26 protein-coding genes, 5 tRNA genes and 1 pseudogene are annotated in these 25,828 nt (G+C 63.6%); 22 read left to right on the plus strand and 10 right to left on the minus strand.

Annotation, left to right across the window (positions count from 1 at the left end; translation table 11 throughout):
• Position 1 precedes the first annotated feature (1 nt).
• From AC07VI_RS28275 to AC07VI_RS28295, 5 genes are all read left to right on the plus strand, one after another.
• Positions 2-1,315 carry an adenylosuccinate synthase gene (locus tag AC07VI_RS28275; protein ID WP_086147765.1) on the plus strand — a complete coding sequence of 438 codons (1,314 nt, stop codon included), beginning with the start codon at positions 2-4 and terminating at the stop codon, positions 1,313-1,315.
• Between the two features lie 66 nt (positions 1,316-1,381).
• Positions 1,382-1,927 (plus strand): phosphoribosyltransferase, encoded by a 546-nt coding sequence (locus AC07VI_RS28280; RefSeq protein WP_034752020.1) that lies wholly within the window; start codon positions 1,382-1,384, stop codon positions 1,925-1,927.
• A 65-nt stretch (positions 1,928-1,992) separates the two neighbouring features.
• Positions 1,993-2,502 (plus strand): GNAT family N-acetyltransferase, encoded by a 510-nt coding sequence (locus AC07VI_RS28285; protein ID WP_492995125.1) that lies wholly within the window; start codon positions 1,993-1,995, stop codon positions 2,500-2,502.
• Positions 2,499-3,425 carry a WD40 repeat domain-containing protein gene (locus AC07VI_RS28290; RefSeq protein ID WP_492995123.1) on the plus strand — a complete coding sequence of 309 codons (927 nt, stop codon included), beginning with the start codon at positions 2,499-2,501 and terminating at the stop codon, positions 3,423-3,425. The genes AC07VI_RS28285 and AC07VI_RS28290 overlap by 4 nt, the downstream gene beginning before the upstream one ends.
• A complete protein-coding gene (locus AC07VI_RS28295; RefSeq protein WP_086147762.1) occupies positions 3,422-3,727 on the plus strand; it encodes an NIPSNAP family protein in 306 nt (101 codons plus the stop codon). Before AC07VI_RS28290 ends, AC07VI_RS28295 begins: the two co-directional genes overlap by 4 nt.
• 6 nt (positions 3,728-3,733) lie before the next feature.
• On the opposite strand, the gene AC07VI_RS28300 is transcribed toward AC07VI_RS28295, so the two are convergent.
• The 4 genes from AC07VI_RS28300 to AC07VI_RS28315 all read right to left on the minus strand — a co-directional run bounded on the left by AC07VI_RS28300 (position 3,734) and on the right by AC07VI_RS28315 (position 7,923).
• Positions 3,734-4,393 (minus strand): glutathione S-transferase family protein, encoded by a 660-nt coding sequence (locus AC07VI_RS28300; protein WP_492995121.1) that lies wholly within the window; start codon positions 4,391-4,393, stop codon positions 3,734-3,736.
• Between the two features lie 127 nt (positions 4,394-4,520).
• Complete coding sequence (locus AC07VI_RS28305) at positions 4,521-5,951, minus strand: Dyp-type peroxidase (protein WP_086147760.1); 1,431 nt, start codon at positions 5,949-5,951, stop codon at positions 4,521-4,523.
• A gap of 70 nt (positions 5,952-6,021) precedes the next feature.
• Positions 6,022-6,480, minus strand: a complete 459-nt coding sequence (locus AC07VI_RS28310) for a hypothetical protein (RefSeq protein WP_099374970.1) — start codon at positions 6,478-6,480, stop codon at positions 6,022-6,024.
• Between the two features lie 381 nt (positions 6,481-6,861).
• Positions 6,862-7,923, minus strand: a complete 1,062-nt coding sequence (locus tag AC07VI_RS28315) for an AI-2E family transporter (protein WP_086147758.1) — start codon at positions 7,921-7,923, stop codon at positions 6,862-6,864.
• Between the two features lie 193 nt (positions 7,924-8,116).
• Here AC07VI_RS28315 and AC07VI_RS28320 point away from each other — a divergent pair, with 193 nt between their 5' ends.
• Positions 8,117-8,731 (plus strand): flavin reductase family protein, encoded by a 615-nt coding sequence (locus AC07VI_RS28320; RefSeq protein ID WP_216356401.1) that lies wholly within the window; start codon positions 8,117-8,119, stop codon positions 8,729-8,731.
• Between the two features lie 11 nt (positions 8,732-8,742).
• Here AC07VI_RS28320 and AC07VI_RS28325 read toward each other — a convergent pair whose 3' ends face one another.
• Positions 8,743-9,585 (minus strand): DUF6597 domain-containing transcriptional factor, encoded by an 843-nt coding sequence (locus AC07VI_RS28325; protein ID WP_492995118.1) that lies wholly within the window; start codon positions 9,583-9,585, stop codon positions 8,743-8,745.
• A gap of 56 nt (positions 9,586-9,641) precedes the next feature.
• Here AC07VI_RS28325 and AC07VI_RS28330 point away from each other — a divergent pair, with 56 nt between their 5' ends.
• The gene (locus tag AC07VI_RS28330; RefSeq protein WP_492995116.1) at positions 9,642-10,139 is read left to right on the plus strand and encodes a DUF3224 domain-containing protein; all 498 of its coding nucleotides are present in this window, start codon (positions 9,642-9,644) and stop codon (positions 10,137-10,139) included.
• A 35-nt stretch (positions 10,140-10,174) separates the two neighbouring features.
• Here the strand turns inward: AC07VI_RS28330 and uvrB are convergent, their stop codons facing one another.
• Positions 10,175-12,262 carry an excinuclease ABC subunit UvrB gene (gene uvrB / locus AC07VI_RS28335; protein WP_086147755.1) on the minus strand — a complete coding sequence of 696 codons (2,088 nt, stop codon included), beginning with the start codon at positions 12,260-12,262 and terminating at the stop codon, positions 10,175-10,177.
• A gap of 114 nt (positions 12,263-12,376) precedes the next feature.
• Here uvrB and AC07VI_RS28340 point away from each other — a divergent pair, with 114 nt between their 5' ends.
• From AC07VI_RS28340 to AC07VI_RS28370, 7 genes are all read left to right on the plus strand, one after another.
• Positions 12,377-13,591, plus strand: coding sequence for an amino acid aminotransferase (locus AC07VI_RS28340; protein ID WP_172404865.1), 1,215 nt, complete (start codon positions 12,377-12,379; stop codon positions 13,589-13,591).
• Positions 13,592-13,722: 131 nt separating this feature from the next.
• Positions 13,723-13,798: transfer RNA gene (locus AC07VI_RS28345), tRNA-Asn, on the plus strand.
• A 137-nt stretch (positions 13,799-13,935) separates the two neighbouring features.
• A tRNA-Asn gene (locus AC07VI_RS28350) sits at positions 13,936-14,011 on the plus strand.
• A 137-nt stretch (positions 14,012-14,148) separates the two neighbouring features.
• Positions 14,149-14,224, plus strand: a tRNA-Asn gene (locus tag AC07VI_RS28355).
• A gap of 123 nt (positions 14,225-14,347) precedes the next feature.
• Positions 14,348-14,674: a Dabb family protein gene (locus AC07VI_RS28360; protein WP_086147754.1), complete on the plus strand. Its 327-nt coding sequence runs from the start codon at positions 14,348-14,350 to the stop codon at positions 14,672-14,674.
• 91 nt (positions 14,675-14,765) lie between these two features.
• A tRNA-Asn gene (locus tag AC07VI_RS28365) sits at positions 14,766-14,841 on the plus strand.
• Positions 14,842-15,037: 196 nt separating this feature from the next.
• Positions 15,038-15,751 (plus strand): alpha/beta fold hydrolase, encoded by a 714-nt coding sequence (locus tag AC07VI_RS28370; protein WP_492995113.1) that lies wholly within the window; start codon positions 15,038-15,040, stop codon positions 15,749-15,751.
• A 93-nt stretch (positions 15,752-15,844) separates the two neighbouring features.
• Here the strand turns inward: AC07VI_RS28370 and AC07VI_RS28375 are convergent, their stop codons facing one another.
• Entirely contained in the window at positions 15,845-16,957 is a 1,113-nt protein-coding gene (locus tag AC07VI_RS28375) for an alpha/beta fold hydrolase (RefSeq protein WP_492995111.1), read from the minus strand.
• 220 nt (positions 16,958-17,177) lie between these two features.
• Here AC07VI_RS28375 and AC07VI_RS28380 point away from each other — a divergent pair, with 220 nt between their 5' ends.
• From AC07VI_RS28380 to AC07VI_RS28400, 5 genes are all read left to right on the plus strand, one after another.
• Complete coding sequence (locus AC07VI_RS28380; RefSeq protein WP_086147751.1) at positions 17,178-17,834, plus strand: sugar dehydrogenase complex small subunit; 657 nt, start codon at positions 17,178-17,180, stop codon at positions 17,832-17,834.
• A complete protein-coding gene (locus AC07VI_RS28385) occupies positions 17,831-19,489 on the plus strand; it encodes a GMC family oxidoreductase (RefSeq protein WP_086147750.1) in 1,659 nt (552 codons plus the stop codon). Before AC07VI_RS28380 ends, AC07VI_RS28385 begins: the two co-directional genes overlap by 4 nt.
• On the plus strand, positions 19,486-20,973 hold the full coding sequence (locus AC07VI_RS28390) for a c-type cytochrome (protein WP_492995108.1): 1,488 nt from the start codon (positions 19,486-19,488) through the stop codon (positions 20,971-20,973). Before AC07VI_RS28385 ends, AC07VI_RS28390 begins: the two co-directional genes overlap by 4 nt.
• Positions 20,974-21,088: 115 nt before the next feature.
• The gene (locus AC07VI_RS28395) at positions 21,089-21,505 is read left to right on the plus strand and encodes a GtrA family protein (protein WP_086147749.1); all 417 of its coding nucleotides are present in this window, start codon (positions 21,089-21,091) and stop codon (positions 21,503-21,505) included.
• A gap of 70 nt (positions 21,506-21,575) precedes the next feature.
• The gene (locus AC07VI_RS28400; protein WP_086147748.1) at positions 21,576-22,874 is read left to right on the plus strand and encodes an NCS2 family permease; all 1,299 of its coding nucleotides are present in this window, start codon (positions 21,576-21,578) and stop codon (positions 22,872-22,874) included.
• On the opposite strand, the gene AC07VI_RS28405 is transcribed toward AC07VI_RS28400, so the two are convergent.
• On the minus strand, positions 22,859-23,056 hold the full coding sequence (locus AC07VI_RS28405) for a hypothetical protein (protein ID WP_086147747.1): 198 nt from the start codon (positions 23,054-23,056) through the stop codon (positions 22,859-22,861). The two genes, AC07VI_RS28400 and AC07VI_RS28405, sit on opposite strands and share 16 nt — an antisense overlap.
• Positions 23,057-23,440: 384 nt before the next feature.
• On the opposite strand from AC07VI_RS28405, the gene AC07VI_RS28410 reads away from it, so the two are divergent.
• Positions 23,441-23,516, plus strand: a tRNA-Asn gene (locus tag AC07VI_RS28410).
• 161 nt (positions 23,517-23,677) lie between these two features.
• Here AC07VI_RS28410 and AC07VI_RS28415 read toward each other — a convergent pair.
• Positions 23,678-24,064: a hypothetical protein gene (locus AC07VI_RS28415; RefSeq protein ID WP_226935842.1), complete on the minus strand. Its 387-nt coding sequence runs from the start codon at positions 24,062-24,064 to the stop codon at positions 23,678-23,680.
• 336 nt (positions 24,065-24,400) lie between these two features.
• On the opposite strand from AC07VI_RS28415, the gene AC07VI_RS28420 reads away from it, so the two are divergent.
• Positions 24,401-25,192, plus strand: coding sequence for an alpha/beta fold hydrolase (locus AC07VI_RS28420; protein ID WP_086147746.1), 792 nt, complete (start codon positions 24,401-24,403; stop codon positions 25,190-25,192).
• Complete coding sequence (locus AC07VI_RS28425) at positions 25,189-25,566, plus strand: VOC family protein (protein ID WP_086147745.1); 378 nt, start codon at positions 25,189-25,191, stop codon at positions 25,564-25,566. Before AC07VI_RS28420 ends, AC07VI_RS28425 begins: the two co-directional genes overlap by 4 nt.
• 16 nt (positions 25,567-25,582) lie before the next feature.
• On the opposite strand, the pseudogene AC07VI_RS28430 reads toward AC07VI_RS28425, so the two are convergent.
• Positions 25,583-25,828, minus strand: a pseudogene (locus AC07VI_RS28430) (hypothetical protein); the annotation flags it as partial.

Below are 25,828 nucleotides of genomic sequence, written 5' to 3' on the forward strand. Positions count from 1 at the left end.
GATGTCAAAGAAAATTATGGCAAAGAACGTCGTTGTCATCGGCACCCAATGGGGCGATGAAGGTAAAGGCAAGATCGTCGACTGGTTGACCGATCACGCCCAGGGTGTGGTGCGCTTCCAGGGCGGCCACAATGCAGGCCACACGCTGGTCATCGGCGGCGTCAAAACCGCGCTGCAACTGATCCCGTCGGGCATCATGCGTCCAGGCGTCGCCTGCTACATCGGTAACGGCGTGGTCGTTTCCGTGCCGGACGTGCTGCGCGAAATCGACAAGCTCGAAGCGGTCGGCGTTGAAGTCGCCTCGCGCCTGAAAGTGTCGGACGCCGCGCCGGTGATCCTGCCTTACCACTCGGCACTCGACCTGGCCCGCGAAGCCGCGCGCGGCGCGGCCAAGATCGGCACCACCGGCAAGGGCATCGGCCCGGCCTATGAAGACAAGGTGGCGCGCCGCGCCATCCGCGTCGCCGACCTGTTGAACGAAGCCCGTTTTGCTGAAAAACTGGCGGAAAACCTCGATTACCACAACTTCGTGCTGGAGCACTACCTGAAGGCTCCGCGCATCGATTACCAGAAGACCCTCGACGATGCGCTGGCCTACGTGCCGCGTCTGCGTCCGATGGTCACCGACGTGTCGAGCGCGCTGTACAAGGCGCACAAGGCCGGCGCCAACCTGCTGTTCGAAGGCGCGCAGGGTTCCCTGCTCGACGTCGACCACGGCACCTACCCGTTCGTCACCTCGTCGAACTGCGTGGCTGGCAATGCCGCCGCCGGTTCGGGCGTCGGTCCCGGCATGCTGCACTACATCATGGGCATTACCAAGGCCTACACGACGCGCGTCGGCTCCGGCCCGTTCCCTTCGGAACTGCCAACGGATGCGGGCGTCGGCCACCACCTGGCGCAAGTCGGCCATGAATTCGGCACCGTGACGGGCCGTGCCCGCCGCTGCGGCTGGTTCGACGCCGCCTTGCTGCGCCGCTCCGTGCAGATCAACGGCGTGACGGGCATGTGCCTGACCAAGCTGGACGTGCTGGACGGTATCGAAACGCTGAAACTGTGCACCGGCTACACCATCGACGGCGTCGCCACGGACATCTTCCCGTCGGGCGCTGAAGAAGCGGCCCGTTGCGTGCCCGTGTACGAAGAAATGCCGGGCTGGACGGAAAGCACCGTCGGCGCGAAATCGCTGGCGGCCCTGCCGGCAACGGCGCGCGCTTATATCAAGCGCATCGAAGAACTGGTCGGCGTGCCAGTGGACATGGTTTCGACCGGTCCGGATCGTGAAGAAACGATCGTGCTGCGCCACCCATTCGAGTAAGCTGCTGGACACAATCCGCCGCAAGGCGGATTTTTTTAATCACGCTAATAATAAGATTCCACTATCATGACTACCCCACAATCGAACGATCAACATCTCTGGGTCAACTGGGAAGAGTACCACCGCCTGATCGAGCGCCTGGCGCTCAAGGTCTACGAATCGGGCTGGAAATTTGACCAGGTATTGTGCCTGGCGCGCGGCGGCGTGCGTCCTGGCGACGTGTTCTCGCGCATTTTTGATTTGCCGCTGGCCATCCTGTCGACCAGCTCCTACCGCGAGGACGCGGGCACGGTGCGCGGCGACCTCGATATCGCCAAGTACATGACCATGACCAAGGGTCCGCTGGCCGGCCGCATCCTGCTGGTCGACGACCTGGCCGATTCCGGCGTCACGCTGGACAAGGTCACGCGTCACCTGAAGGAAAACTTCCCCGATGTGACGGAAGTCAAATCGGCCGTGATCTGGCTCAAAGGCTGCTCCGTCGTGCGTCCCGACTACTTCCTCGACGAACTGCCGCACAATCCGTGGATCCATCAGCCGTTCGAAGACTACGACGGCCTGCGTCCGCACCAGCTGGCGGCGTGGATCAAGAAGGGCGAAGCAGGCAAGTAATTGCGTGCGCGCTTGCAAAAAAAAGACGATCGTGTATCGTCTTTTTTTTCGTGCAAGGAAATGCGATGACCATACTGACGACGGCGCGCCTGCGCCTGGAACCGATCAACGAGAGCCACTACGAGCGCCTGCGCACGCTCAACACCGATCCCGAGGTGATGACCTACCTGAACGCGGGCCAGCCCGAGTCGGAAGAGGTGACGCGCGCGGCTATTACGCGCACCATGGGGCGCTGGGCCGAGTGGGGCTATTCGTGGTGGGCGCTGATCCGCCTCGACGACGGCGAGATGGTGGGCATGGCTTGCCTGCAGCATCTCGATGGAGACAAAAATAAACCGCATGAAATCGGCTGGCGCCTGGCGCGTACGGGCTGGGGCCAGGGCTATGCCAGCGAGGCGGCGGTCGCCATCGTCGCGCATGCGTTCGGTGTCGTCGGCGCGCCCGAAGTGGTGGCCGTGGCGCATCCGGACAATGCCGCCTCGATCAAGGTCATGGCGCGCCTGGGCATGCAGTACGAGGGCATGGAGCGCCATTACGACCTCGATACCGTCGTGTACCGGCTGGCGCGCCCATGACGGCAAGGCCGAAGCCCCTGAAGCTGGGCTGCAGCTACGGCGTGCAGTTTTCGCCCGATGGCACGCGCCTGGCCGTGCTGGGACGCGACCTGGTCCTGTGGGACGTGGCGGCGCGGAGCAAACTGTGGCGCGGCAAGTTCATCGCGCACATGTCGGGCATGGCGTTCTCGCCCGACGGCAGCCGGATCGCCATCAAGAGCACGACGGGCCAGATGGCCGTGGTCGATGCGCAGTCGGGGCAACTGCTGCTCAACTTCCAGAATAAAAAGGATCGCGAAGGCTCCGACCCCACGTGGTCGCCGTGCGGGCAGCAGCTTGCCGACGGCGGCTGGGACGGCCGCCTGCGCGTGCGCGACGCGCAGACGGGCGAGGTGCTGTTCATGCAGGAGCATCCGGGCGAGATGCTGCGCGATGCCTGCGCCATCGATGGCGGACGGCGTCTGCTGGTCCAGCATGGCGTCAAATCCGTGGCCGAGGGGCAGGTGCAGCCGCCCGATTATTGCAGCGTGTGGGACTGGCCGCTGCAGGCGGGGGGCGGCCGCGTGGTGCTGTCGCTGCCCGGCATCATGTCCTGCGCGCCATCGCCGGACGGCGCGCGCCTGGCCGTGCTGCACCACGCCGGCGGCGTGGAGTATCTGTCCGTGCAGGCGATGGACGATGGCCGCGTGCTGGCCACGGTGCCTGTGGAGGCGGGCGGCGGCACGGGCGACGCCCTGCGCTGGCTGCCCGACGGCAGCGCGCTGGGACGCATCGGCAAGGGCAAGCTGCTGTTTTACGGCTGGCCCGGGTTAAACGTCCTGGCGCAGGAAAACTTTATTTATCCCTGCGCGCTGGACTTTTTGCCTGGCTCGCCACTGGCCGCCATCGGCTCGTGGGAGTCTGGCGTGCTGATGGAGTTGAATGTTCACAAGGAAATCGCATGATCACCTGTTATTTGCGCTACATCATCGACCCGTATAAATTGCGGGAATTCGAAGCCTACGGCAAGCTGTGGATACCGCTGGTCGAACGCTTCGGCGGCCAGCACCACGGCTACTTTTTGCCATCGGAAGGGACCAGCAATGTGGCGCTGGCCATGTTCTCGTTCCCCAGCCTGGCCTTGTACGAGCAGTACCGCACTGATTCGATGCAGGACGCCGAATGCCAGGCCGCCTTCCGCTATGCCGAAGAGACGCGCTGCATCGTCAGCTATGAACGCAGTTTTTTCCGGCCCGTGTTTGCCTGATCCACCTCAATCGCGCTGTGGCGCACCCAGGGGGAAGAGGTGGCGGTACGGACGTGCCTCTTCCACCGCGCGGGCGAATGATGGGCGGGCCAGCAGGCGCGCGCGGTAGGCGCGCAGCAGGGGCAGCGTGGCTGGAATCGGCTGCGTCCAATCCGCATAGAACAGCGAGGGAGCGGCGGCGCAGTCGGCCAGGGTAAAGTCGTCGCCCGTCGCCCACGTCTTGCCGGCCAGGCGGGTTTCCAGCCAGGCGTAGGCGAGCTCCAGTTTTTCAGCGGCAAACGCGCGGCCTTCCCGGGCCTTCGCCGGGTCGCCGGTCAGCGCGGCGCCGACGGCATGCTGCACGGGCGTCATGACGTGCAGGTCGAAATAGCGGTCGAGAAAGCGCACGTCCAGCGCCTGCATGGCGTCGTCCGGCAGCAGGCGCAGCGGACCCGGATGGGCCAGTTGCAGGTATTCGATGATAATGCTGGTCTCGGCGACGTTGCGCTCCCCATCCACCAGCAGCGGGAATTTGCGCAGCGGCCAGCGCTCCAGCCACTCGTGCAGGTGCTCGGGCATGTCCGGCGCCAGGCAGCGGAAGCTGAACGGTATGGCATTCTCGTACAGGGCGATGAGCACCTTTTGCGTGTACGAGGAAAAGGGATGGCCGTAGAGTATGAGTGACACGCTGGAATCTCCTGTCATTTTGCTAGGTTGGCAACACGCGCGTGCTGCAACGATAGTGCAATGTCAGGCTCAAAGCAAGCGATCCGGGCAGTTCGTGCACCTGCCGTTTCGCTTGCCGCCGCCATCCTTAGCCCAGGCTCGCCAGGTAGCGCAGTCCCGTGATGCTGGGGAAGAAGCAATATACGCCGCCCCGCGTGATGACGCTGCGCGAGAAATGCCGCAGTGTCGTATTGCCGCTGCCCTTGGGACCCACGCCGGGCAAGGTGAAGGAACTGACGGACGGGTCATTGATTCCCAAAAACACGTCCTGGCCGCTGATGTTGAAGGTGGCATTGCCGGCCTCGGGACCGGCCGGGCCGACGGCTGATTTGACGAAAGTATCGTCATCGTTCCATTGCTCCATCAGGAATTCGAACTGATTGCGCAGGTTGGCGTTGATGAAGTAGCCGACCAGGCCGCGGCGTTCCGCGATGGGGGCGGCCGGATCATATTCGCTACCGTAGGGCATGGCGCGCCGCACGATGCGGTGGTGGCGTGCGGAGGTGCCCACGACGCCTTCGTCGCGCGGATTGTTGCGCCGGATATGCGCGCCGACCGGGCATTTCAGGCCCAGCGTGTCGTCCAGTTGCGGCTGTGCGCCATCGACATAGTGAAAATGGTTCAGGCTGGCATCCGGCAGCTCGGGGCCGGGCTCGTCCGGCCTGAGCACCAGCGGATTGCCGTTGCGCCAGCGCCCGCACATCTTGGCGGCCACCATCTCGGTGCTGAGTCCGGAACTGGCCGCGCCCTGGCTCAGGATGCTGTCGAACAGGGCCACGTCCTGCTCCAGGATGCGGAAGGCGGCATAGCTGCCATTGGTGGACAGTTGCGGCGGCTGCACCCGGTAGGTGCCGCCGTTTTCATTCGGATAGCCGAGCAGGAATTCCCCCGTCTTGACGCTGTTGAGCGGGTCGGGCTCGTGCTCATGCTTGCGCTGCGGGGCGCCATCGACGTCCGGCTGGGCGATGTTGTCGCGGTAGCCGAAATGCACGCGGTTGCCTGGCAGGGCCACGCCGTCGTGGGCATACAGTTCACGCCAGCCGGCGGCAAAGGCATGCCGTAGGGCGGCCGACGTTGCCTGCAGCACTTCCGGCGATGCGCTGACCCACAGGCTCAGCAGCGCATGCACCTGGCCGGCCTCGGTGGCCGCTCCCAGGTTGCCGAGCCAGTGTTCGGGGGCGCTGTCGCCCACGTCGCCCACGGCGGCGATGCTGGCCGGGTCGGCGGCGCCCCGTTGAAATGCCAGGTCAAACGTGGCCAGGTCGGCCGCGCCCACTCCCAGCGCGGACAGGCCGGGAGCGGTAAAGCTGAGGTTCAGGAAGCACGGCGGTTTGGGGCTGATGTGGCGCGCGGTGGTAATCGACGGCAGTCCGTCGCTGCCGTCGAGCAGGGCCGCGATGGTGCGCCGCGCCAGTACCGCATCCGTGATGCTGAAGATGAAATGGCGCGCCAGGTTGACGCGGTAGCCGCGCAGTATCGTGCCTTGCACGTCGTCGTAATCGATGATGGGATCGGCCATGCTGTCTCTCCGGGGGCAGGGGCTGGCAAGATGGCGGGGCCGTCAGCGCAGCCCCGGCGCGGGGTGCGGTTCAGCTTGAGGCGAGGATTTGCTGGACGGTCTGCGGATAGGCGCTATACAGGCCGATATTGGGCACGTGCTGCGCGGCGTCGTTGGCGGTGATGAAGGCTTCAAATGCGGCCACGTGGTCGGCAACGGGCATCAGCGCCTTGCCGCCCACGACAAACTGCAGCAGCGCGTCGAATACCTCGCCCAGTTGGGCCACAAAGTCTTCGATGTAGCTGTTGAAACTGCCGTCATACTCGGTGATCACGCCGATGACCAGGGTGCCGGAAGCGCCTGCCGAGCCAATGTTGGGCAGCAGATTGGCCTGGGAGCGGTCAAGCAGGGTGAAACGGGCAAAGTGCACGGTACCGATATCGGTGAGGGCGGCATTGATCTTCGCCTGGTATTCCTGCAACGCTGCGGCGATGGAGATCGGATTGGTGCCGGGTAGCACCGGCATCATCAAGCACAGTGGATTTGCCATGGGAGGCTCCTCATTACGTGGGTGTCGGGAGGACCGACACTACGCCGCGGCGCCAACTGCGTCAAAAACTATATTTTTGATTCTGTTGCTAAAATCGCACCATTGCAACATGATAGTTGCTGCGAAATGCGGTCTCATGTGGATAGTTGCCGTGACTGGCCTGGGCCGTCGGACACTCTGCAGCAAGGCTGCCGCAGCCTGTTTTGGCCGACGCAAGTGACACTGCCGGCGGCACCGGGTTCCTGATGGATTATGTGGGCATGATGGGGCGGCGACCCGATGCCGGGCCGCCTTCCGCCATGCCGGGGCGCCGCATCATCGGTGACGGGGGGGGGGAGGGCTTTTTCGGCCCATGTCCGGCTGCCGCCCAGCGGCCAGGCGTCAGTCCTCGGCCTGGAATTCGCTGGCCGAGACAAACAGGTCCCACGCGGCGATGAACAGGGCCGCCACCACGGGGCCGATGACGAAGCCGTTCAGGCCGAACAGGGCCATGCCGCCGACGGTCGACAGCAGCACCACGTAGTCGGGCATCTTGGTATCCTTGCCCACCAAAACGGGGCGCAGCACGTTGTCGACCAGGCCGATGACGAAGACGCCGAACGCCGCCAGGCCCGCGCCTTGCCAGACGGCGCCCGTGGCCAGGAAGTAGGCGGCCACGGGCGCCCAGACGAGGGCGGCGCCGACGGCGGGCAGCAGCGACAGGAAGGCCATCAGCACGGCCCACAGCAGGGGCGCGGGCACGTCGAGGAACCAGAACGCCAGGCCGCCGAGGGCGCCCTGGGCGATCGCGACCAGAATGTTGCCTTTCACGGTGGCGCGGATCACCGTCGTGAAATTGTTAAACAGGCGCTGCTTGTACTTGCGGCTCAGCGGCACGGCGGCCTTGATGCGTGCCGACAGGGCCGAGCCGTCGCGCATGAGGAAAAACAGCAGGTACAGCATGATGCACAGGCTGGTGAGGAATTCAAACGTGTACAGGCCCACATTGATGGCTTTTACCGCCACCACCTGGCTGACCTGCGTGGCGCCATCGGCCAGCTTGTCCTGCAGGCTCGCCAGGCTGGACAGGTTGAAGCGTTCGAGCAGATTGATCAGCCATTGCGGCAGCACGGCCATGATTTTGTTGAAGAACATGCCCACCGTGATTTCGCCCGAGCGCACCATTTCCACCACGCCCGCCGCCTGGTTCACCAGCGACACGGAAATGAGCGACAAGGGCAGGATGACGATGACGATGATCAACAGCAAGGTCAGCAGCGACGCCAGGCCGGCGCGCCCCTTGGTTTTGGCCAGCAGCCAGCGGTAGACGGGCGCAAACAGGATCGCCAGCACCATGCCCCAGAAGACGGCGCCTGCGTACGGCGCCAGTATCCAGCCAAAGCCGATGGTGACGATGCTCAAGAGGAGCAAGAACACTTTTTGGTGCAGCGTGAGGGTATGCATGGGTGGTGGCGCAATGAGAAGGGTTGAGTTGCCCCATCATAAGCGAGGCGTGCTGCAGCGCGCCATACAATTGTCGCGCTGCGCACCTGGCGCCCGGTGGCTGGCAACGTTGTGGCGGCAGTTCCAGTAAGCTGTCGTTCCCGGCGCCCCATCCCCGGCGCCCCTCACTTCAGGAATCAGCGTGGCCGATCACATGCATTTTTATGAACCTGCGCAGGGCCACGGCTTGCCGCACGATCCCTTCAACGCGATTGTCGGGCCGCGTCCGATCGGCTGGATCGCCTCGCGCAGCGGCGAGGGCGTGCTCAATCTGGCGCCCTACAGTTTTTTCAACGCTTTCAATTACACGCCGCCGCTGATCGGTTTTTCCAGCATCGGCCGCAAGGATACCCTGCGCAATATCGAACAGACGGGCGAATTCGTGTGGAACCTGGCGACCCGTCCGCTGGCCGAGGCGATGAACGCCAGCTGCGCGCCGGCCCCGCCCGAGATCGACGAATTCGCGCTGGCCGGCCTGACGCCGGCCGCCTCGCGCATCGTCAAGGTGCCGCGCGTGGCCGAAAGCCCCGTCTCCTTCGAATGCCGGCGCACGCAGATCATCGAGCTCGAAGGCGTCAATGGCGACAGTGTCGGCAGCTGGCTGGTGCTGGGCGAAGTGGTGGGCGTGCATATTGCGCGCCATCTGTTGACCGATGGCGTGTACGACACGGCTGCCGCCGCGCCGATATTGCGCGGCGGCGGTCCGGCCGATTATTTCGAAATCGGACCCGACAGCCTGTTCCGCATGCGCCGGCCCGCCTGGCCATAGTACGCGACGGGCTAGGCGGCGGTCGCCAGTTGCGAGCGGCGATAGTCGAGCGGCGTAGTACCCACCAGTTCCGTAAAACTGCGGCTGAAATGGGCCTGGTCAAAAAAGCCCAGTGCATGCGCCAGGCTGGCCAGGTCGGGCGCGTCGGGCTGCGCCAGGCGCCAGATCGCCTCCTGCAGGCGGTAGCGCTGGATCACCCATTTTGGCGGCACGCCCACGTAGTTGGCGAACAGGCGCTGCAGCCGGCGTTCGCCGATGGCCATGTTCTCGCACAGCTGCGCCACGCTGGCCGGGCCGTCGTGTGCCGCGGCGGCGGCAGTCAGCCTGGCGGCCAGCAGGGCGGCGTCATCGATCTGCGGCCGCCTTGCCAGCAGCAGTGCCTGCGCCTGCGCCACCATGGCCGCATCGTCGGCTTGCCGCAGCACCCGTGCCTCGGCTTGCGCGACCGGCATGTCCAGCAGGGCATCGGCGGCAATGGTCGTGTCGGTGAACGATGACAGGGGCTGGCTGATGAACGGGCGCAGGCCGCCCGGCGCGAAGCGCACGCCCAGCACCTTGCCCGCGCCGGTCAAGGGCCGGTCGAAGGCGCCGCGCACCACGCCATGGATGGCCGTGCGGCCAAGGTCGAACACCAGGTGGGCGTTCGGGTAGGGCAGCACGCGCTGCGTCTCCGGCGCGCAGCCCCGCCTGTCCCATTCGACGACCCAGAAATAGTCGATGAACGGCGCCAGCGCGGCGGCCGGCGGGTAGGTCGCCAGGCGTATGCGGCGCGCCGCCGCCTGCGGGTCGACGATGCCTTTCGGCGCCAGCCCGCGCGCGGCAAGCAGATTGACCGTGCTGTCGGCTTTATCCAATATTTGTCTCCTGTGCGGCCTTAAGCTGGTCCTCTCGCATCAATGGAAGGGGAATCATGAAATCACGCAGCCTGGCGGGCCTGATGCTGGCCGCATGTTGTCTATCGGTGGCGCCAGCCGGCGCCGCTTCATCTGCAGAGGGGGATCATCGCATGCACGCGCACGCTACGGGAAGTTTCAGCATTACCATGACGCCGTCCGCGGCGCCGCAGCGCGCGGGGCGCACGACCTTGGGCAAGGTGTTGCTCGACAAGGCCTATGCCGGCGACCTGGTCGCCACGGCCAGGGGCGAGATGCTCAGCGCCGTCACCGACACCAAGGGCGCCGCCGGCTATGTCGCCATGGAAGCGATCACGGGCGTGCTGCAGGGCAGGCAAGGCAGTTTCGTCGCGCAGCATGCGGGCACCATGGCCGATGGCAAGCAGCAGCTGACCATCGTGATCGTACCGCATTCCGGCACGGGCCAATTGACGGGCATCAACGGCACGCTGGCCATCCGCATTGAAAACGGCCGGCATTTCTACGATATCGACTATTCGCTGCCGGCGCCGTAGGCGGGCCACAGCCCGGCCCAGGCCAGGCCAGCCGTCTATTTGCCCAGGATCGACGCCACATTGTCGGTGCCCGGTGCGCCGAACAGCTGCTGCTTGAGGATGTGCAGCTGGTCGCGCACCTGCGCCGCCTTTTCGAACTCGAGGTTCTTGGCGTGGTCGACCATCAGTTTTTCCAGGCGCTTGATTTCCTTGCTGACCTGTTTCTCGCTCATGGCTTCGAATTTCGCCGCTTCCTGCGCCACTTGCAGGGTTTCGCGCGCTTCCTGCGGGCTGTAGACGCCGTCGATCATTTCGCGGATCGACTTTTTCACGCCGATCGGGATGATGTTGTTGGCCGTATTGAAGGCGATCTGCTTGGCGCGGCGGCGTTCCGTCTCGTCGATGGCGCGGCGCATGGAGTCCGTGATGCGGTCGCCGTACAGGATCGCCGTGCCGTTCAGGTTGCGCGCGGCGCGGCCGATGGTCTGGATCAGGCTGCGCTCGGAGCGCAAGAAGCCTTCCTTGTCCGCGTCGAGGATGGCGACCAGCGACACTTCCGGCAAGTCCAGGCCCTCGCGCAGCAGGTTGATCCCCACCAGCACGTCGAAGGTGCCCAGGCGCAGGTCGCGCAGGATTTCCACGCGCTCCACCGTCTCGATATCGCTGTGCAGGTAGCGCACCTTGATGCCATGGTCGCCCAGGTATTCCGTCAATTGCTCCGACATGCGCTTGGTCAACGTCGTCACCAGCACGCGCTCGTCCTTCTTGATGCGCTCGACGATTTCCGACATCAGGTCGTCCACCTGCGTGCTGGCGGGGCGCACGATGATTTGCGGGTCGACCAGGCCGGTCGGGCGCACGACCTGCTCGACCACCTGGTCGGAATGGCTTTTTTCGTATTCGGCCGGCGTGGCCGAGACGAACACGGTCTGGCGCATCTTCTGCTCGAATTCCTCGAATTTCAAGGGCCGGTTGTCGAGCGCGGACGGCAGGCGGAAGCCGTAGTCGACCAGGTTGGTCTTGCGCGAGCGGTCGCCGTTGTACATGGCGCTCAGCTGGCCCGTCAGCACGTGCGACTCGTCGAGGAACATCAGCGCGTCAGCCGGCAGATAGTCGACCAGGGTCGGCGGCGGTTCGCCAGGCAGCGCGCCGCTCAAGTGGCGCGAATAGTTCTCGATGCCCTTGGTGAAACCGATTTCCGCCATCATTTCCAGGTCGAAGCGCGTGCGCTGCTCCAGCCGCTGCTCTTCGATCAGTTTATTCTCCTTGCGGAAGAACTCGAGGCGCTCGCGCAGCTCGTCCTTGATGGTTTCCACGGCGCGCAGCACGGTGGAGCGGGGCGTGACGTAGTGCGAGCCCGGATACACGGTGAAACGCGGGATCTTTTGCCGCACGCGGCCCGTCAGCGGGTCGAACAGCTGGATCGATTCGATCTCGTCGTCGAACATTTCCAGGCGCACGGCCAGTTCCGCATGCTCGGCGGGGAAGATGTCGATGGTGTCGCCGCGCACGCGGAAGGTGCCGCGGCCGAAATCGACCTCGTTGCGCGTGTACTGCATCTGGATCAGGCGCGCGATGACGTCGCGCTGGGCGACCCTGTCCTTGACGCGCAAGGTCAGGATCATCTGGTGGTACTCGTTCGGATTGCCGATGCCGTAGATGGCCGAGACGGTGGCGACGATGATGACGTCGCGCCGCTCCATCAGCGACTTGGTGCACGACAGCCGCATCTGTTCGATATGTTCGTTGATCGACGAATCCTTTTCGATGAACAGGTCGCGCTGCGGCACGTAGGCTTCCGGCTGGTAGTAATCGTAGTAGCTGACGAAGTATTCGACGGCGTTCTGCGGGAAAAAGTCGCGGAACTCGCTGTACAGCTGCGCCGCCAGCGTCTTGTTCGGCGCGAAGACGATGGCCGGCCGGCCCATGCGCGCGATGACGTTGGCCATGGTGTAGGTCTTGCCCGAACCGGTCACGCCCAGCAGGGTCTGGAAGGCCAGTCCGTCGGCGATGCCCTCGGACAGCTGGGCGATTGCCGTGGGCTGATCGCCGGCCGGAGGGAAGGGCTGGTGCAGCTTGAAGGGGGAATCCGGGAAAGAGATAATTGCGCTTTCCGCCTCGCTGGCGGTAGATAATTCGGGCATGTGAATCAGACCTTTGTTAGAATAGTGCTCTGCTGGCGGCCCTGGCGTTGTATTCGGGGCGCTGTTGTCTACAACTCCGCTGTGAACCTGCTTCCAATCGAATCCAATCTTATCATGACGAACCCAACTGTTTCTGCCAGTCTGTTTAGCGCCATCGAGATGGCCCCACGCGACCCGATCCTGGGCATCACCGAAGCATTTAACGCGGACCAGAATCCCGCCAAAATCAATCTGGGCGTTGGCGTCTATTATGACGACAACGGCAAGGTGCCTCTGTTAGCTTGCGTACGCAAGGCGGAAGCCATCCTGATCGAACAGGCCGCCCCACGCACCTATCTGCCGATCGAAGGCCTGGCTGCCTATGACAAGGCGGTGCAGGAACTCGTATTTGGCGCCGACAGCGCCGTTATTCAAGAGCGCCGCGCCGTCACCGTGCAAGCCATCGGCGGCACGGGCGCACTGAAGATTGGTGCCGACTTCCTGCAGCGCTTCGCGCCGGGCGCCCAGGTCTACATCAGCGACCCGAGCTGGGAAAACCACCGCGCGCTGTTCGAGAACGCCGGTTTCGTTGTGAATAACTACACGTACTACGATGCCGCCACCCATGGCGTGAACTTCGACGGCATGCTGGCCAGCCTGAACGCCATGCCGGCCGGCTCCATCGTCGTGCTGCACGCCTGCTGCCACAACCCGACCGGCGCCGACCTGAGCGTCGCCCAGTGGGACCAGATCATCGCTGTCGTCACGTCGCGCGGCCTGGTGCCGTTCCTGGACATGGCCTACCAGGGCTTCGCCAACGGCATCGCCGAAGACGGCGCCGTGGTGCGCCGCTTTGCCGACGCGGGCGGCCCGCTGCTGGTGTCGAACTCGTTCTCGAAATCGTTCTCGCTATATGGCGAGCGCGTGGGCGCCCTGAGCGTCGTCGCCTCGAGCGCCGATGAAGCGGCCCGCCTGCTGTCGCAGCTGAAGCGCGTCGTGCGCACCAACTACTCGAACCCGCCTACGCATGGCGGCAAGGTGGTCGCTACCGTCCTGGCCACGCCGGAACTGCGCCAGCTGTGGGAAGAGGAGCTGGCCGGCATGCGCGTGCGCATCCGCGAAATGCGCAATGCCTTCGTGGAAAAGCTGAAAGCCAAGGCGCCAGGCCACGACTTCGAATTCGTGCGCCAGCAAATCGGCATGTTCTCGTACTCGGGCCTCACCAAGGAGCAGGTGGCATCGTTGCGCGAGCAATCGATCTACGCCGTCGACACGGGCCGTATCTGCGTGGCAGCATTGAATTCGCGCAACATCGACATCGTTATTGACGCGATCGCCAAAGTACTTTAATATCTTGCTTCTTCGGCGCTGCATGCAAGTGCGGCGCTGATGGCAGTGGAAAGTCGGCGATGGCCGTGTTTGTCGGGACGCAGTATCCGTCTTGCAAATATGGAGCAAGCGACATATAATATTGCCTCTTTTCCCTGATAGCTCAGTTGGTAGAGCGACGGACTGTTAATCCGCAGGTCCCTGGTTCGAGTCCAGGTCGGGGAGCCAGAATTCGAAAGGCCATGTTGAAAAACATGGCCTTTTTTGTTTTTTTGCGCCGCCGGTAGGCCGCGCGATGCCGGGATAAGATTTCCCTATGGAAATCTAGACAGCGCCAGGTTTGGCCTATATAATATGGCCTCTTTTCCCTGATAGCTCAGTTGGTAGAGCGACGGACTGTTAATCCGCAGGTCCCTGGTTCGAGTCCAGGTCGGGGAGCCAGAATTCGAAAGGCCATGTTGAAAAACATGGCCTTTTTTGTTTTTTTGCGCCGCCGGTAGGCCGCGCGATGCCGGGATAAGATTTCCCTATGGAAATCTAGACAGCGCCAGGTTTGGCCTATATAATATGGCCTCTTTTCCCTGATAGCTCAGTTGGTAGAGCGACGGACTGTTAATCCGCAGGTCCCTGGTTCGAGTCCAGGTCGGGGAGCCAGAATTCGGAAGGCCATGTTGAAAAACATGGCCTTTTTTGTTTTCCGGCCCCTTCCACGGGGCCGGCCGGTGCGTGATCGCGTTTTGCGCTATCCTGAAGGCATCACTTCAGGAGCATCTTCCCATGACTTGTACCTCCGCCTTGCGCCATATCGTCCTGTGCGACTTTCTCGATGGCATCACTTCCGCCAAGCATGCCGAGCTTGTCTATGAATTTTCCCAGCTGAAACACCACATTCCCGGCATCCTGCAATTCGAGTGGGGGCCGAACGTCAGCCCGGAAGGCCTCGACGATGGTTTTACCGATTGCTTCAGCCTCACCTTTGCCGGGGCCGGCGCGCGCGACGTGTACCTGACCCATCCGGCTCACCTGGACTTTGTCGAACTGCTCAAGCCATGGCTGGGACGGGTGCTGGTCGTTGACTACAGCCCGCAAGACCATCCCGGTTGATCGGCGAGCGCGGCGAGCGCGGGGAAAAATGCATTTTCTCCCAGGGAAGTCTGGACATCTGAAAGTTTGCCCTATAAAATGCGGCCTCTTTTCCCTGATAGCTCAGTTGGTAGAGCGACGGACTGTTAATCCGCAGGTCCCTGGTTCGAGTCCAGGTCGGGGAGCCAGAACATGCAGCAGCAGAAAGCCCAGCCCTCATCCGCTTGGGCTTTTTGCATTTCAGGGGCCGTTCGTTGCGGCATGGCGCGCCGTGGTCACCGATTCTTGATCCACCGCACAGAGCGCCAGGCATCCGGTGCTAAGCTGGAGGAAGCAGGGCCTCAGCGGCACTGTCATCGCCCTCAACTTCCTGGAGCAGCTGAAATGGATGAGCTTGCAAGTGCTGCGCCGCCAACGATCGTGCTGGTGCATGGTGGTTTTGTCGATGGATCGGGCTGGGAGGGCGTCTACAGGGCGCTGCACAAGCAGGGATGCCGCGTGTCCATCGTGCAAAATCCAACGCTATCGCTGGCGGACGACGTGGCCGCGACCCGGCGGGTCATTGCTGCCGCGCCGGGGCCGGTGATCCTGGCGGGGCATTCCTACGGCGGCGCCGTGGTCACGGAAGCGGGGAATGATCTCCAGGTCAAGAGCCTCGTCTACATTGCGGCATTTGTGCCGGATCAAGGCGAATCCGTCGATACTTTGATCAAACATGCCCCGCCAGGTGCGCCGGTGCCGCCGATCTTGCCGCCACGCGATGGTTTTTTATTGCTCGATCAGCAAAAATTTGCGGCGGCCTTTGCCGCCGATATCCCCGCGGAGAAGGCGCGCTTCATGGCGGCGTCGCAAGTGCCGTGGGGCATGGCTGCCTTGACCGGCGTGGTCACGGCGCCGGCATGGAAGAGCAAGCCCTGCAGCTACCTGGTGGCCACCGAGGACAGGATGATTTCACCCGTGGCGCAACGGGGCATGGCCAAACGTGCGGGCGCCAGGGTGGTTGAAGTTGCTGCCAGCCACGCCGTCTACCTCTCCCGGGCGGATGCGGTGGCGTCACTGATCAGGAAAGCCGTTGAGGCTTTGCCGGCGGCTGCATAGGCAAGAAATACCCGGGGCGGCCGATCGGCGCCCCGCACTGCGCCGGTGGCGTGGCGGGCGCCGGGGCCGTCCGCTTATCGTCGACGGCCCATATCAGGACTGATCGGCCGCATCGAGCACCTGGATGATGGCACGTTGAAATTTCTCGGCTTCATCCTGATGGATTTGATGTCCGGACTGTTCAAACAGAAACAAGCCTTTCCTTGGCGCCTGCAACGTCTCAAAATACGCTTGCGTGATCCTGGTCGAGGTCTGGATATCGTTCTTGCCAACGAAGAAATAGATGGGGCAGTCAACGCTCTTCAAGGTCTTGGGCAAGTCAATGTTCATGACCTCGTTCCACACGGGCGACCAGGTCTTCGACCATTGCAAAAATCCCGTCTTGAAACCCGCACTCGTTGCAAATTCCTTGCCATCCTTGTAAAAAAGCCACTTCCTCAAATAAAACATGCTTTCGTCACTGGCAAACGGAAAACTGACGCTGTCCAGCTCCTGGCTGGCGAGGGCATGGTCCTTGAAGTGCACTTTCAAGGCCTGCAGCAATTCCTTCTCGCTCTCCAGCTGGCTTACGACAGGGTTGGACGCGAAATAGGCATGTAGCAGTTCCGGATGATGCTTGACGATATAAAAGCCCAGCACGTTGCCCCAGGAGCTGCCCAGCAGGTATATCTTGTCCTGCTTTAATTCCTTTCGCAGAAATTGTATGACCTGATACGTATCCTGTTCCATCTGCGCGACGGACGGCTGGGTGGGGGATGGATTGAGTTTCAGGGTTTTTCCCGCGTCCCGCTGGTCCCATTGCACCAGCGTGTATCTGTCTTTCAGGATGCTGGTAAAGGAATCCGCCCCCTTGATCATGGAGCTGCCCGGGCCGCCCGATAAAAACAGGAGCACGGGTTTGCTGGCGTCGTCGGTTTTGATTTCTATGACCTGTTTTATGCCGCCGATTTCAGGCGTCAGAGTGGTACTGGCGTAGGCGGGGAGGCTTGGGGGTGGTGTTTCCTGCGTGTTGTGCGCCTGGCATGCAGAAAATGGAATCAGGGCGGTCAATAGCACTAAAAACGTCATTTTTTTTATCATGGTCTTGTCATCAGTTTCAGGTTGATTGCATCGGCGCATCACGCGCCGCATGGGGACAGCTGATAGGTGCACGCCAGGCTTGCTGCGGCCGTTTGCGCATGGGCCATGCTGCCAATTTTTAGGCAAGCTTGCAATCTTTTTAAGAGGAATCAGCGTGCAGCCTGCGCCGGCGGGCCTGGATGGCGCGGCCGCGCCTGCTTATCGGCTTCCTTGCTGCGAGGGTAGTAATACTACATTGGCAAACAATTTATTTATGTAGGATAATGACGGCACGGATTGCATTTGTTCAAATGTGATTTAACGCAATCATCGTAGTCAACAAAATAACAAGTCTTGCGGGAGTCTCATGAAACATCCAGGCAGCGCCCCCTCTGAAGCATTCCCCTCCATTCCCCGCATCAGCCGCCGCCACGCCCTGGTCGGCCTGGCCGCCCTGCTGGCGCAGGCCGGTTTCTGGAGCAATCCGCTGTCGGCCGCCATGCAGCCTCCGGCCAGCGCGCCCGCTGCGGGCCCGGCGCCCGGCAGCATGCTGTTCTACACCCTGTCGCAAACCATCACGGGCCACCGCGATTTGTCCGCCGGCACGGCGGCGCGCATCGAACACGCCATGCGCAGCAACGTGCCCGGCTTTGCCGAGCGCCTGCCGCGGCTGGGCGCACTGCTCGTCACCGGGCAGGAGGCGAAGACCCTGCTGGCGGCCGCCACCGCCGCCGATGCGGGCTTGCGCGAGCTGGCGCTGGCCATCGTTGCCGCCTGGTACACGGGCACCGTGGCCGGCCATCCCGAGCAGGGCACCAAGTCCATCGTCGTCGCCTATGCGGAAGCCTTGATGTACCGCACGGTGGCCGACGGCCAGGTCGTGCCCACGTACTGCAATTACGGCCCCCTGTGGTGGCTGAAGGCGCCGCCGGCCGTGCGCGTCTCCGCACCCGTGGCGCCCAAACCCGTACCGGCCCCGGCCACCACCGGCACTCCCGAACCGAAAGGCAAGCAAGCAAAATGAAATCACCGCAATTCAAGAGCAATGGCGACGTCGTCGCCGATGTCGTCATCGTCGGCACGGGCGTGGTCGGCGCGATGATGGCCGACCAGCTGGCCGCGCAAGGCCATTCCGTGATCATGCTGGAAGCGGGCCTGCGCATCGAGCGGGGGCAAGCCGTGGAAAACTGGCGCAACATGCCGTTCGAGAACCGTGTCGGCTCCGACTTCCAGGGCCTGTATCCGCAGGCGGACAATGCGCCCGCGCCCCTGTACTTTCCAAAGAACAACTATGTGGAATTGTCGGGCCCCAGCGGCAGCAGTTTCCAGCAGGGCTATCTGCGCACGGTGGGCGGCACGACCTGGCACTGGGCTGCGTCGTGCTGGCGCCATTTGCCGTCCGACATGCGCATGAAGAGCGATTACGGCGTCGGACGCGACTGGGCCATTTCCTATGAGGAACTGGAACCCTATTATTGCCGCGCCGAGCAGGAAATGGGCGTCGCCGGCCCCAACGATCCCGCCTTGCAGTCGCCCAGCGAGCGCAGCGCCCCGTACCCGATGGACATGGTGCCCTGGGGCTATGGCGACAAGCGTTTCGCCGAAGTGGTCAACCCGCACGGCTACCGCTCCGTGCCGATCCCGCAGGGGCGCTCGACGCGCCCGTGGCAGGGCCGTCCCACTTGCTGCGGCAATAACAATTGCCAGCCGATCTGCCCCATCGGCGCCATGTACAACGGCATCCACCATGTGGAGCGGGCCGAGCTGAAGGGCGCTGGCGTGCTGGCCGAGGCCGTCGTCTACCGCATCGACACGGACCAGCACAACCGCGTGACCGCCGTGCACTGGTATGACGCCAAGAAACAGTCCCACATGGCGACCGGCAAGGCCTTCGTGATTGCCTGCAACGGCATCGAAACGCCGCGCTTGCTGTTGCTGGCGGCCAACCAGAACAATCCGAACGGCATCGCCAACAGTTCGGACCAGGTGGGCCGCAACATGATGGACCACTCGGGTTTCCACTGTACCTTCCTCGCCAATGAACCGATCTGGACGGGCCGCGGCCCCGCGCAGAGCAGCTGCCTGGTGGGTCCGCGTGACGGCGCCTTCCGCGCGCAGTATTCGGCCAACAAGATGATCCTGAACAATATCACCAGGGTCGGACCTGCCACCCAGCAATCCCTGAAGCTGGGCCTGGTGGGCAAGGATCTCGACGACGAGATCCGCCGCCGCGCCGCGTTCGGCGTGGACCTGTCGATCAGCCTGGAGCCGCTGCCCGAGGCGCACAACCGCTTGACCTTGAGCAAGACGCGCAAGGATCCGCTGGGGCTGGCCTGTCCCGACATCTACTATGACGTGGGCGACTACGTGCGCGAAGGCGCGAAGGCCGCGCATGCGCAACTGGAACACATCGGCAAGCTGTTCGGCGCCGTGGAATTCCATATCACCGACAGCCTGAATGCGAACAACCACATCATGGGCGGCGTGATCATGGGCAGCAACCGTCTTGACTCCGTCGTCGACGGCAATTGCCGCGCCCACGACCACGCCAACCTGTGGCTGCCGGGCGGCGGCGCCATGCCGTCGGCCAGCGTCGTCAACACCACCCTCAGCATGGCCGCGCTGGGCCTGCGCGCGGCCGACGACATCGCCCGCACCCTGGCAAGGGAGGCCGCATGATGCGCCGTTTCTTGCTGGGCCTGACCCTGGCGGCCGGCTTGCCGCTGGCCGCGCGTGCTTTACCACCTGTGCCGCCGGCGCCGCCCGTCACCCTGACGCCGGACCGTCCGGCCGCGCCCGTGGCCGCCAGCCCCGACGCACGGCTGGAGCGGGGCCGCTACCTGGCCATCGCCGCCGACTGCATGGCTTGCCATACGGCAGCCGGCGGCAAGCCGTATGCGGGCGGCTACGCCATCGATTCGCCGCTGGGCACGATTTATGCCACGAATATCACGCCATCGAAAAAAGGCGGCATCGGGCACTACACGGAAGCCGACTTTGCCCGCGCGCTGCGCGCAGGCGTGCGCGCCGACGGCAGCCACCTGTATCCAGCCATGCCCTACACCAGCTATGCGCAGCTGACGGATGCGGACGTGGGCGACCTGTATTATTACTTCATGCAGGCCGTCCGGCCCGTCGACGAGCCGGCGCGCCAGACGGCCCTGCCATTCCCGTTCAATGTGCGCCTGTCCATGCTGGGCTGGAACACCTTGTTCCTCGACAATAAACGCTTCGTGCCCGATCCGGCGAAGAGCGCGCAGATCAACCGCGGCGCCTACCTGGCCGAAGGCCTGGCGCACTGCAGCGCCTGCCACACGCCGCGCAACGCGCTGATGGCGGAAATCGGCAGCCAGACCCTGGCGGGCGCCGCGCTTGGCTCCTGGCATGCACCGAACATCACGTCCGACAAGGTCAGCGGCATTGGCGCGTGGACGGATGCGGAGCTGACGGCTTACCTGAAGACGGGCCACGTGGAAGGCAAGGGGCAGGCGGCGGGCGGCATGGCCGAAGCCATCCAGAACAGCCTGCAGTTCTTGCGCGACGACGACGTGGCCGCCATCGTGGCGTGGCTGCGCACGGTGCCGCCCGTGCGCACGCCGGGGCAGAGCAAGGCCGCCTACAGCCACGGCAGCGCCGCCAGCGAGGAAGTTGCGCTGCGCGGCATGGCCGGCGCCACCGAGCATCATTCCTTGAATAGCGGTGCCGTGCTGTTTTCCGCTTATTGCGCCAGCTGCCATTCGGCCAGCGGCGCCGGCAGCACGGGGCAAAGTTATCCGGCCCTGTTCAACAACACGGCGACGGGCGGCGCCACGCCGGCCAACCTGGTATCGGCCATCCTGTTTGGCGTCGAGCGCAAGATCGAAGGGGAGGAGCATGAAGCGTTCATGCCCCGTTTCGACCAGCGTTCCTACGTGCAGCCCTTGACGGACGAGCAGGTCGCCTCGATCGCCAATTATGTATTGAAACAGTATGGCAACCCGGACGTGTCGGTGACGCCCGCCTACGTGGCGCAGGCGCGCAACGGCGGCGAGAAACCCGTGCTGGCGCGGGCGCAACCGTTCATGCTGCCGGGCGGCATCGCCGGCATCCTGCTGCTGACCGCCCTGTTCGTGTGGCTGCGGCGCCGGCGCCGGCATCGCGCTGTCGCGGCAAATCGGGCGTAAATCTGAACCTTGGGCGCAACTTGCAGTAAAATGCAGGCTGAAAAATGGTTACGAGCAATCGTAGCCATTTTTTATTCTTGCCTGGCCCCGGCTGCCGCCCATTTGAAAATCGACTATGTCTGAACCGACCACCTCGCACGCCCTGCATCACCAATTCTTGCGTTTCGCCGCCGTCGGCGCTTCCGGCACGGCCGTCCAGTATGCCGTGCTGTGGTGCGGCGTGGAATTGGCCGGCGTCAGCGCCGCCGCCGCTTCCGGCCTGGGCTACATCATGGGTTCGGTCGTCAATTACATCCTCAATTACTTTTTCACGTTTAAAAGCGACAAGGGACACGGCGAGGCGGCCGCCAAATACTTCACCCTGCTGGGCATCGGCTGGTGCATCAATACGGGGCTGATGTGGCTGCTGGTACACCAGCTGGGCTGGTACTACTGGCTGGCGCAGGTGCTGGCGACGGGCATCGGCCTGCTGTGGAATTTTGCAGGCAGCCGCTGGTGGGCCTTCAAGCCGGCCGGCGCCGCGGGAAAGTAGTCATACGGTCATAAAAGAGAGGCGCTGGCTACACGCGGGCGCCCGGTTCTACCAATACAAGGGGTTAATCATGCAGTTCCTGGAACGCTATTTCAAACTGAAGGACAACGGGACCAATGTGCGCACGGAGCTGCTGGCCGGCCTGACCACGTTCCTGACGATGGCCTACATTATCTTCGTCAACCCGACCATCCTCGGCGATGCCGGCATGCCGAAAGACTCCGTCTTTGTTGCCACCTGCCTGGCGGCCGCCATCGGCACCCTGATCATGGGCCTGTATGCGAACTATCCGATCGCGCTGGCGCCGGGCATGGGCCTGAATGCGTATTTCTCGTATGCGGTGGTGAAGGGCATGGGCATGAGCTGGGAAGTGGCGCTGGGCGCCGTTTTCATTTCCGGCTGCCTGTTCATCCTGGTGAGCCTGTTCAAGATACGCGAGATGATCATCAACAGCATCCCGCCAGCGCTGCGCACGGCGATTACGGTCGGCATCGGCCTGTTTCTGGCCATCATTTCGCTCAAGAGCGCGGGCGTGGTGGTGTCGAATCCCGCCACCATCATCGCGCTGGGCGACTTGCACAAGGCGGCGCCCATCCTGGCCATCCTCGGCTTTTTCATCATCGTCGCGCTGGACCGCCTGAAAGTGCCGGGCGCCATCCTCATCGGCATTCTGGTCATCACCGTTGCCAGTTTCTTCTTCGGCGGCAACGAGTTCAACGGCATCGTCTCGGCGCCGCCCGCCATCGAGCCGACCCTGTTCAAGCTCGACATCATGGGCGCATTGTCGATCGGCATCGTCAACGTGGTGCTGGTATTTTTCCTGGTGGAATTGTTCGATGCGACAGGCACCCTGATGGGCGTGGCCAACCGCGCCGGTTTGTTGAAAGACGGCAAGATGGAACGCATGAACAAGGCCTTGCTGGCGGACAGCACGGCGATCGCGGCGGGCGCCTGCCTGGGCACCTCGAGCACCACGGCCTTCGTGGAAAGCGCGGCCGGCGTGCAGGCCGGCGGCCGCACGGGCTTGACGGCCGTCGCCGTGGCGCTGCTGTTCCTGGGCAGCCTGTTCTTCGCCCCGCTGGCGCACACGGTGCCGCCGTACGCGACGGCGCCCGCGCTGCTGTACGTGGCATGCCTGATGCTGCGCGAATTGACTTTCATCGACTGGGATGACAGCACGGAAAGCATTCCCGCCGCCATCACGGCGCTGATGATGCCATTTACGTATTCGGTCGCCAGCGGCGTGGCCTTCGGCTTCATCACCTACGCCGTATTGAAACTGTTGACGGGCAAGGGCAAGCAAGTATCGGTGGTGGCCTACATCATCGCCGCCATCTTCCTGTTCAAGTTCATCTACCTGGGCGAATAGCCGGTTTGCCGGCAAGCATGTGACAAGGCCGCCCGCGCACCTGCAGGGGCGGCCTTTTCTTTTGGCACGGCTTGCCTCGGCAGCGTGGCCAGCACGTCTTTCCAGGCCTTGCCGGCCCTGCCGTCGAAGCGCAAGGCCGCTTCCACGTGCGCCAGGTGCTCGCCCATCAGGCGCGCTGCCACGGGACTTTGCCGCCGCGGCTGCGCCGGATGCGCTCATGTCAGGAAAGAGCCGCCGCCCAGGGGCAAGCACGAGTTGTGCGGGCACATGCCGATGGCGCTGGCCGGGGGCGTCGCTGCCGGCATGCCGTTCAGCGCCTCCGATGCGGCGACGGCCGGCCTGTTCTATTCGTGCTGCGTGCTGCGTCGCGGCGCGCAGACGCACGCAGCCGCTGCCCGCAGGCTGGCGCCCTTTGCCGCAAGCGGTCCGTCCGGTGCACGCGCGCCAGACGGCTGCGCCATCGTCCATGCGCTAATACCCCGTCGAGCCAGGCCGCCCTGTTTTGGGCCGCCGCGCAGATTGCAACTGGACAGGTAAAATTTTGACGTATATAATTCGGCCTCCTTTCCCTGATAGCTCAGTTGGTAGAGCGACGGACTGTTAATCCGCAGGTCCCTGGTTCGAGTCCAGGTCGGGGAGCCAGAACAAGTAGTAGCAAAGGGCCACGTGGCAACACGTGGCCCTTTTGTTTTGCGCGCGCGCAAAATCTCCGTGCTACACCTTGCCATGCCACATACCGCCGGCACGACGCCGTCCCTTACGCCTGAGGGTATCCGGCGGCAGCGGCGTGCCGTTTCCCTGGATCAGGGATCGACGAACACGTCGAAACGGATATTCAGCGGGCTGCCCCAGGAAATTTCTACCCAGGCCAGGAAGCCGCCGTTGTACGGAGCGATGTTGTACACCGCCATGCGGGCAGCGCCGATGAAACGGTGCTGCGCATCCGTGCTGAATTCGCTGATGTTCAGGAACACGCGCGAATTGGCATTCACGTTGCCGTTGACGAAATTCACCGCGTGGAAAACGCCGTTGGCGCGCCACGTGTAATACGTGGTGAAGGCGTTGCCGCTCAGGTTCAGATCCTTGGCGGCCGTGCCTTTTGCCGTTTTGCTTTCCTGCTGGACGGGCAAGTCGGTGATTTCTTGTTCGGCCAGATTGCTGCCGGTCCGGTCTTCAACTTTCATTTCCATGATGTACTCCTGATCGATAGTTTGGACACCGCAGCTGACGTCGTGCGGCAAGACGCCCTATCTGTTGCCGTGACGGCCAGTGTCACGTCCTGGCTGATAAGGTAGCCGTCTGCTCCGAGGGGGGAGAAGCCAATTCTAGGCCTGTGTCGTGGCGAAAAGGGCCGCCAGGACGGGGAAAAACGGAGGGCATTTGCGCTGACGCAAACAGCGTGCGGACAGTGCCCCGGGTATTTGCCAGGTGGCTATTTTTTCGTGTACGGCGAGCATGCTGTTGCGGACGATGGCACAATAGGCCGGCCTGTCCTGCCGATGCAAAAACCGTTGCGAGCCTAGCCTATGCCGATACTGAACCTGAGCGCCGAAGACGATATTTATTACGAGCAGATCGAGGGCGATCCCGCCAGGCCCTGGCTGGTGTTCCTGCACGAGGGCCTCGGCTGCTGCGCCATGTGGAAGGATTTCCCCGAGCAACTGTGCCAGGCCACGGGCTGCCGCGGCCTCGTGTATGACCGTCTCGGCTACGGGCAGTCCTCGCCGCTGTCGGCGCGCCGGCACATCCACTACCTGCACGACTATGCGCTGCGCGAGTTGCAGCAAGTGCTTGCTTCGCTGATTCCCGGGCAGGATTATTTTCTCATCGGCCACTCCGATGGCGGCAGCATCGCCCTGATCCATGCGGCGCAGCAGCCGCCCCGCCTGCGCGGCATCATCACCGAGGCGGCGCACGTGTTCGTCGAAGGCGTGACCCTCGATGGCATCCGCACGGCGGACGCGGCGTTTGGCGCGGGCAAGCTGCGCGCGCTGGCGAAGTACCACGGAGAAAAAACAGAGTCCATCTTCAAGGCCTGGTCCGACACCTGGCTCAGCTACGGTTTCCAGTTCTGGAATATCGAATACCTGCTGCCTTCCGTCGAATGCCCGGTGCTGGTGGTGCAGGGCACGGAAGACCAGTATGGCAGCGCGGCCCAGGTCGACACCATCGTGGCGCAGGCGCTCAACGCCATGCCGGCCATGGTCGAGCAGTGCGGGCACACGCCGCACCAGGAACAGCCGCAGGCGCTGCTGGCGCTGATGGAAGGCTTCCTGCACGGACGCATGGACACGCCGCACCACGCGAGGACGCCATGATTTCCCGCCTGGACCACCTGGTGCTGACCACGCGCGACAAGGCGGCCTGCATCGATTTCTATACGCGCGTGCTGGGCATGCAGCTGGAAACCTTTGGCGCCGGGCGCCAGGCCTTCAAGTTCGGCGCGCAGAAAATCAACCTGCATGAATACGGCAAGGAATTCCTGCCCAAGGCGGCGCTGCCCACGCCCGGTTCGCTGGACCTGTGCTTCATCGCCGCCGTGCCGCTCGATGCCTTCATCGCCCACCTGGCCCGCGCCGGCGTGGCCATCGAGGAGGGACCGGTGGCCCGCACGGGCGCCAACTGGCCCATCCGCTCCGTCTACCTGCGCGACCCGGACGGCAACCTGGTCGAGGTGGCCGAGCGCGCCTGAGTTGCATCAACCCCCGTCAATGGCAGGCGGGATCGCTGTCCCAGCGGCCCGAGCAGATGCGCGCGCGGCACAGCATGCCCTCTATCATGCCCAGCTGCTTGCAGCGCTGCAGCAAGTCGCTCGTCTCCTCGTCGTCCTTGCGCACGACGACGTCGCGCAGGGGCTTTGCTGCGCCTTCCTGGCGGTGCGCATGCGCCACCAGCGCCGTCAGCAAGGCGACGTCGCTGTCGCCCGGCGCGCGCGCCGCCGGCCTGGACGCGGG

The sequence above is a fragment of the Janthinobacterium sp. GW821-FHT03A03 genome, from assembly GCF_059421435.1.

Coding starts and splice junctions, on each gene's coding strand:
- AC07VI_RS28275 (WP_086147765.1), top strand. CDS start 2: ATGTCAAAGAAAATTATGGCAAAGAACGTCGTTGTCATCGGCACCCAA.
- AC07VI_RS28280 (WP_034752020.1), top strand. CDS start 1,382: ATGACTACCCCACAATCGAACGATCAACATCTCTGGGTCAACTGGGAA.
- AC07VI_RS28285 (WP_492995125.1), top strand. CDS start 1,993: ATGACCATACTGACGACGGCGCGCCTGCGCCTGGAACCGATCAACGAG.
- AC07VI_RS28290 (WP_492995123.1), top strand. CDS start 2,499: ATGACGGCAAGGCCGAAGCCCCTGAAGCTGGGCTGCAGCTACGGCGTG.
- AC07VI_RS28295 (WP_086147762.1), top strand. CDS start 3,422: ATGATCACCTGTTATTTGCGCTACATCATCGACCCGTATAAATTGCGG.
- AC07VI_RS28305 (WP_086147760.1), bottom strand. CDS start 5,951: ATGGCCGATCCCATCATCGATTACGACGACGTGCAAGGCACGATACTG.
- AC07VI_RS28310 (WP_099374970.1), bottom strand. CDS start 6,480: ATGGCAAATCCACTGTGCTTGATGATGCCGGTGCTACCCGGCACCAAT.
- AC07VI_RS28315 (WP_086147758.1), bottom strand. CDS start 7,923: ATGCATACCCTCACGCTGCACCAAAAAGTGTTCTTGCTCCTCTTGAGC.
- AC07VI_RS28320 (WP_216356401.1), top strand. CDS start 8,117: ATGCATTTTTATGAACCTGCGCAGGGCCACGGCTTGCCGCACGATCCC.
- AC07VI_RS28330 (WP_492995116.1), top strand. CDS start 9,642: ATGAAATCACGCAGCCTGGCGGGCCTGATGCTGGCCGCATGTTGTCTA.
- uvrB (WP_086147755.1), bottom strand. CDS start 12,262: ATGCCCGAATTATCTACCGCCAGCGAGGCGGAAAGCGCAATTATCTCT.
- AC07VI_RS28340 (WP_172404865.1), top strand. CDS start 12,377: ATGACGAACCCAACTGTTTCTGCCAGTCTGTTTAGCGCCATCGAGATG.
- AC07VI_RS28360 (WP_086147754.1), top strand. CDS start 14,348: ATGACTTGTACCTCCGCCTTGCGCCATATCGTCCTGTGCGACTTTCTC.
- AC07VI_RS28370 (WP_492995113.1), top strand. CDS start 15,038: ATGGATGAGCTTGCAAGTGCTGCGCCGCCAACGATCGTGCTGGTGCAT.
- AC07VI_RS28380 (WP_086147751.1), top strand. CDS start 17,178: ATGAAACATCCAGGCAGCGCCCCCTCTGAAGCATTCCCCTCCATTCCC.
- AC07VI_RS28385 (WP_086147750.1), top strand. CDS start 17,831: ATGAAATCACCGCAATTCAAGAGCAATGGCGACGTCGTCGCCGATGTC.
- AC07VI_RS28390 (WP_492995108.1), top strand. CDS start 19,486: ATGATGCGCCGTTTCTTGCTGGGCCTGACCCTGGCGGCCGGCTTGCCG.
- AC07VI_RS28395 (WP_086147749.1), top strand. CDS start 21,089: ATGTCTGAACCGACCACCTCGCACGCCCTGCATCACCAATTCTTGCGT.
- AC07VI_RS28400 (WP_086147748.1), top strand. CDS start 21,576: ATGCAGTTCCTGGAACGCTATTTCAAACTGAAGGACAACGGGACCAAT.
- AC07VI_RS28415 (WP_226935842.1), bottom strand. CDS start 24,064: ATGGAAATGAAAGTTGAAGACCGGACCGGCAGCAATCTGGCCGAACAA.
- AC07VI_RS28420 (WP_086147746.1), top strand. CDS start 24,401: ATGCCGATACTGAACCTGAGCGCCGAAGACGATATTTATTACGAGCAG.
- AC07VI_RS28425 (WP_086147745.1), top strand. CDS start 25,189: ATGATTTCCCGCCTGGACCACCTGGTGCTGACCACGCGCGACAAGGCG.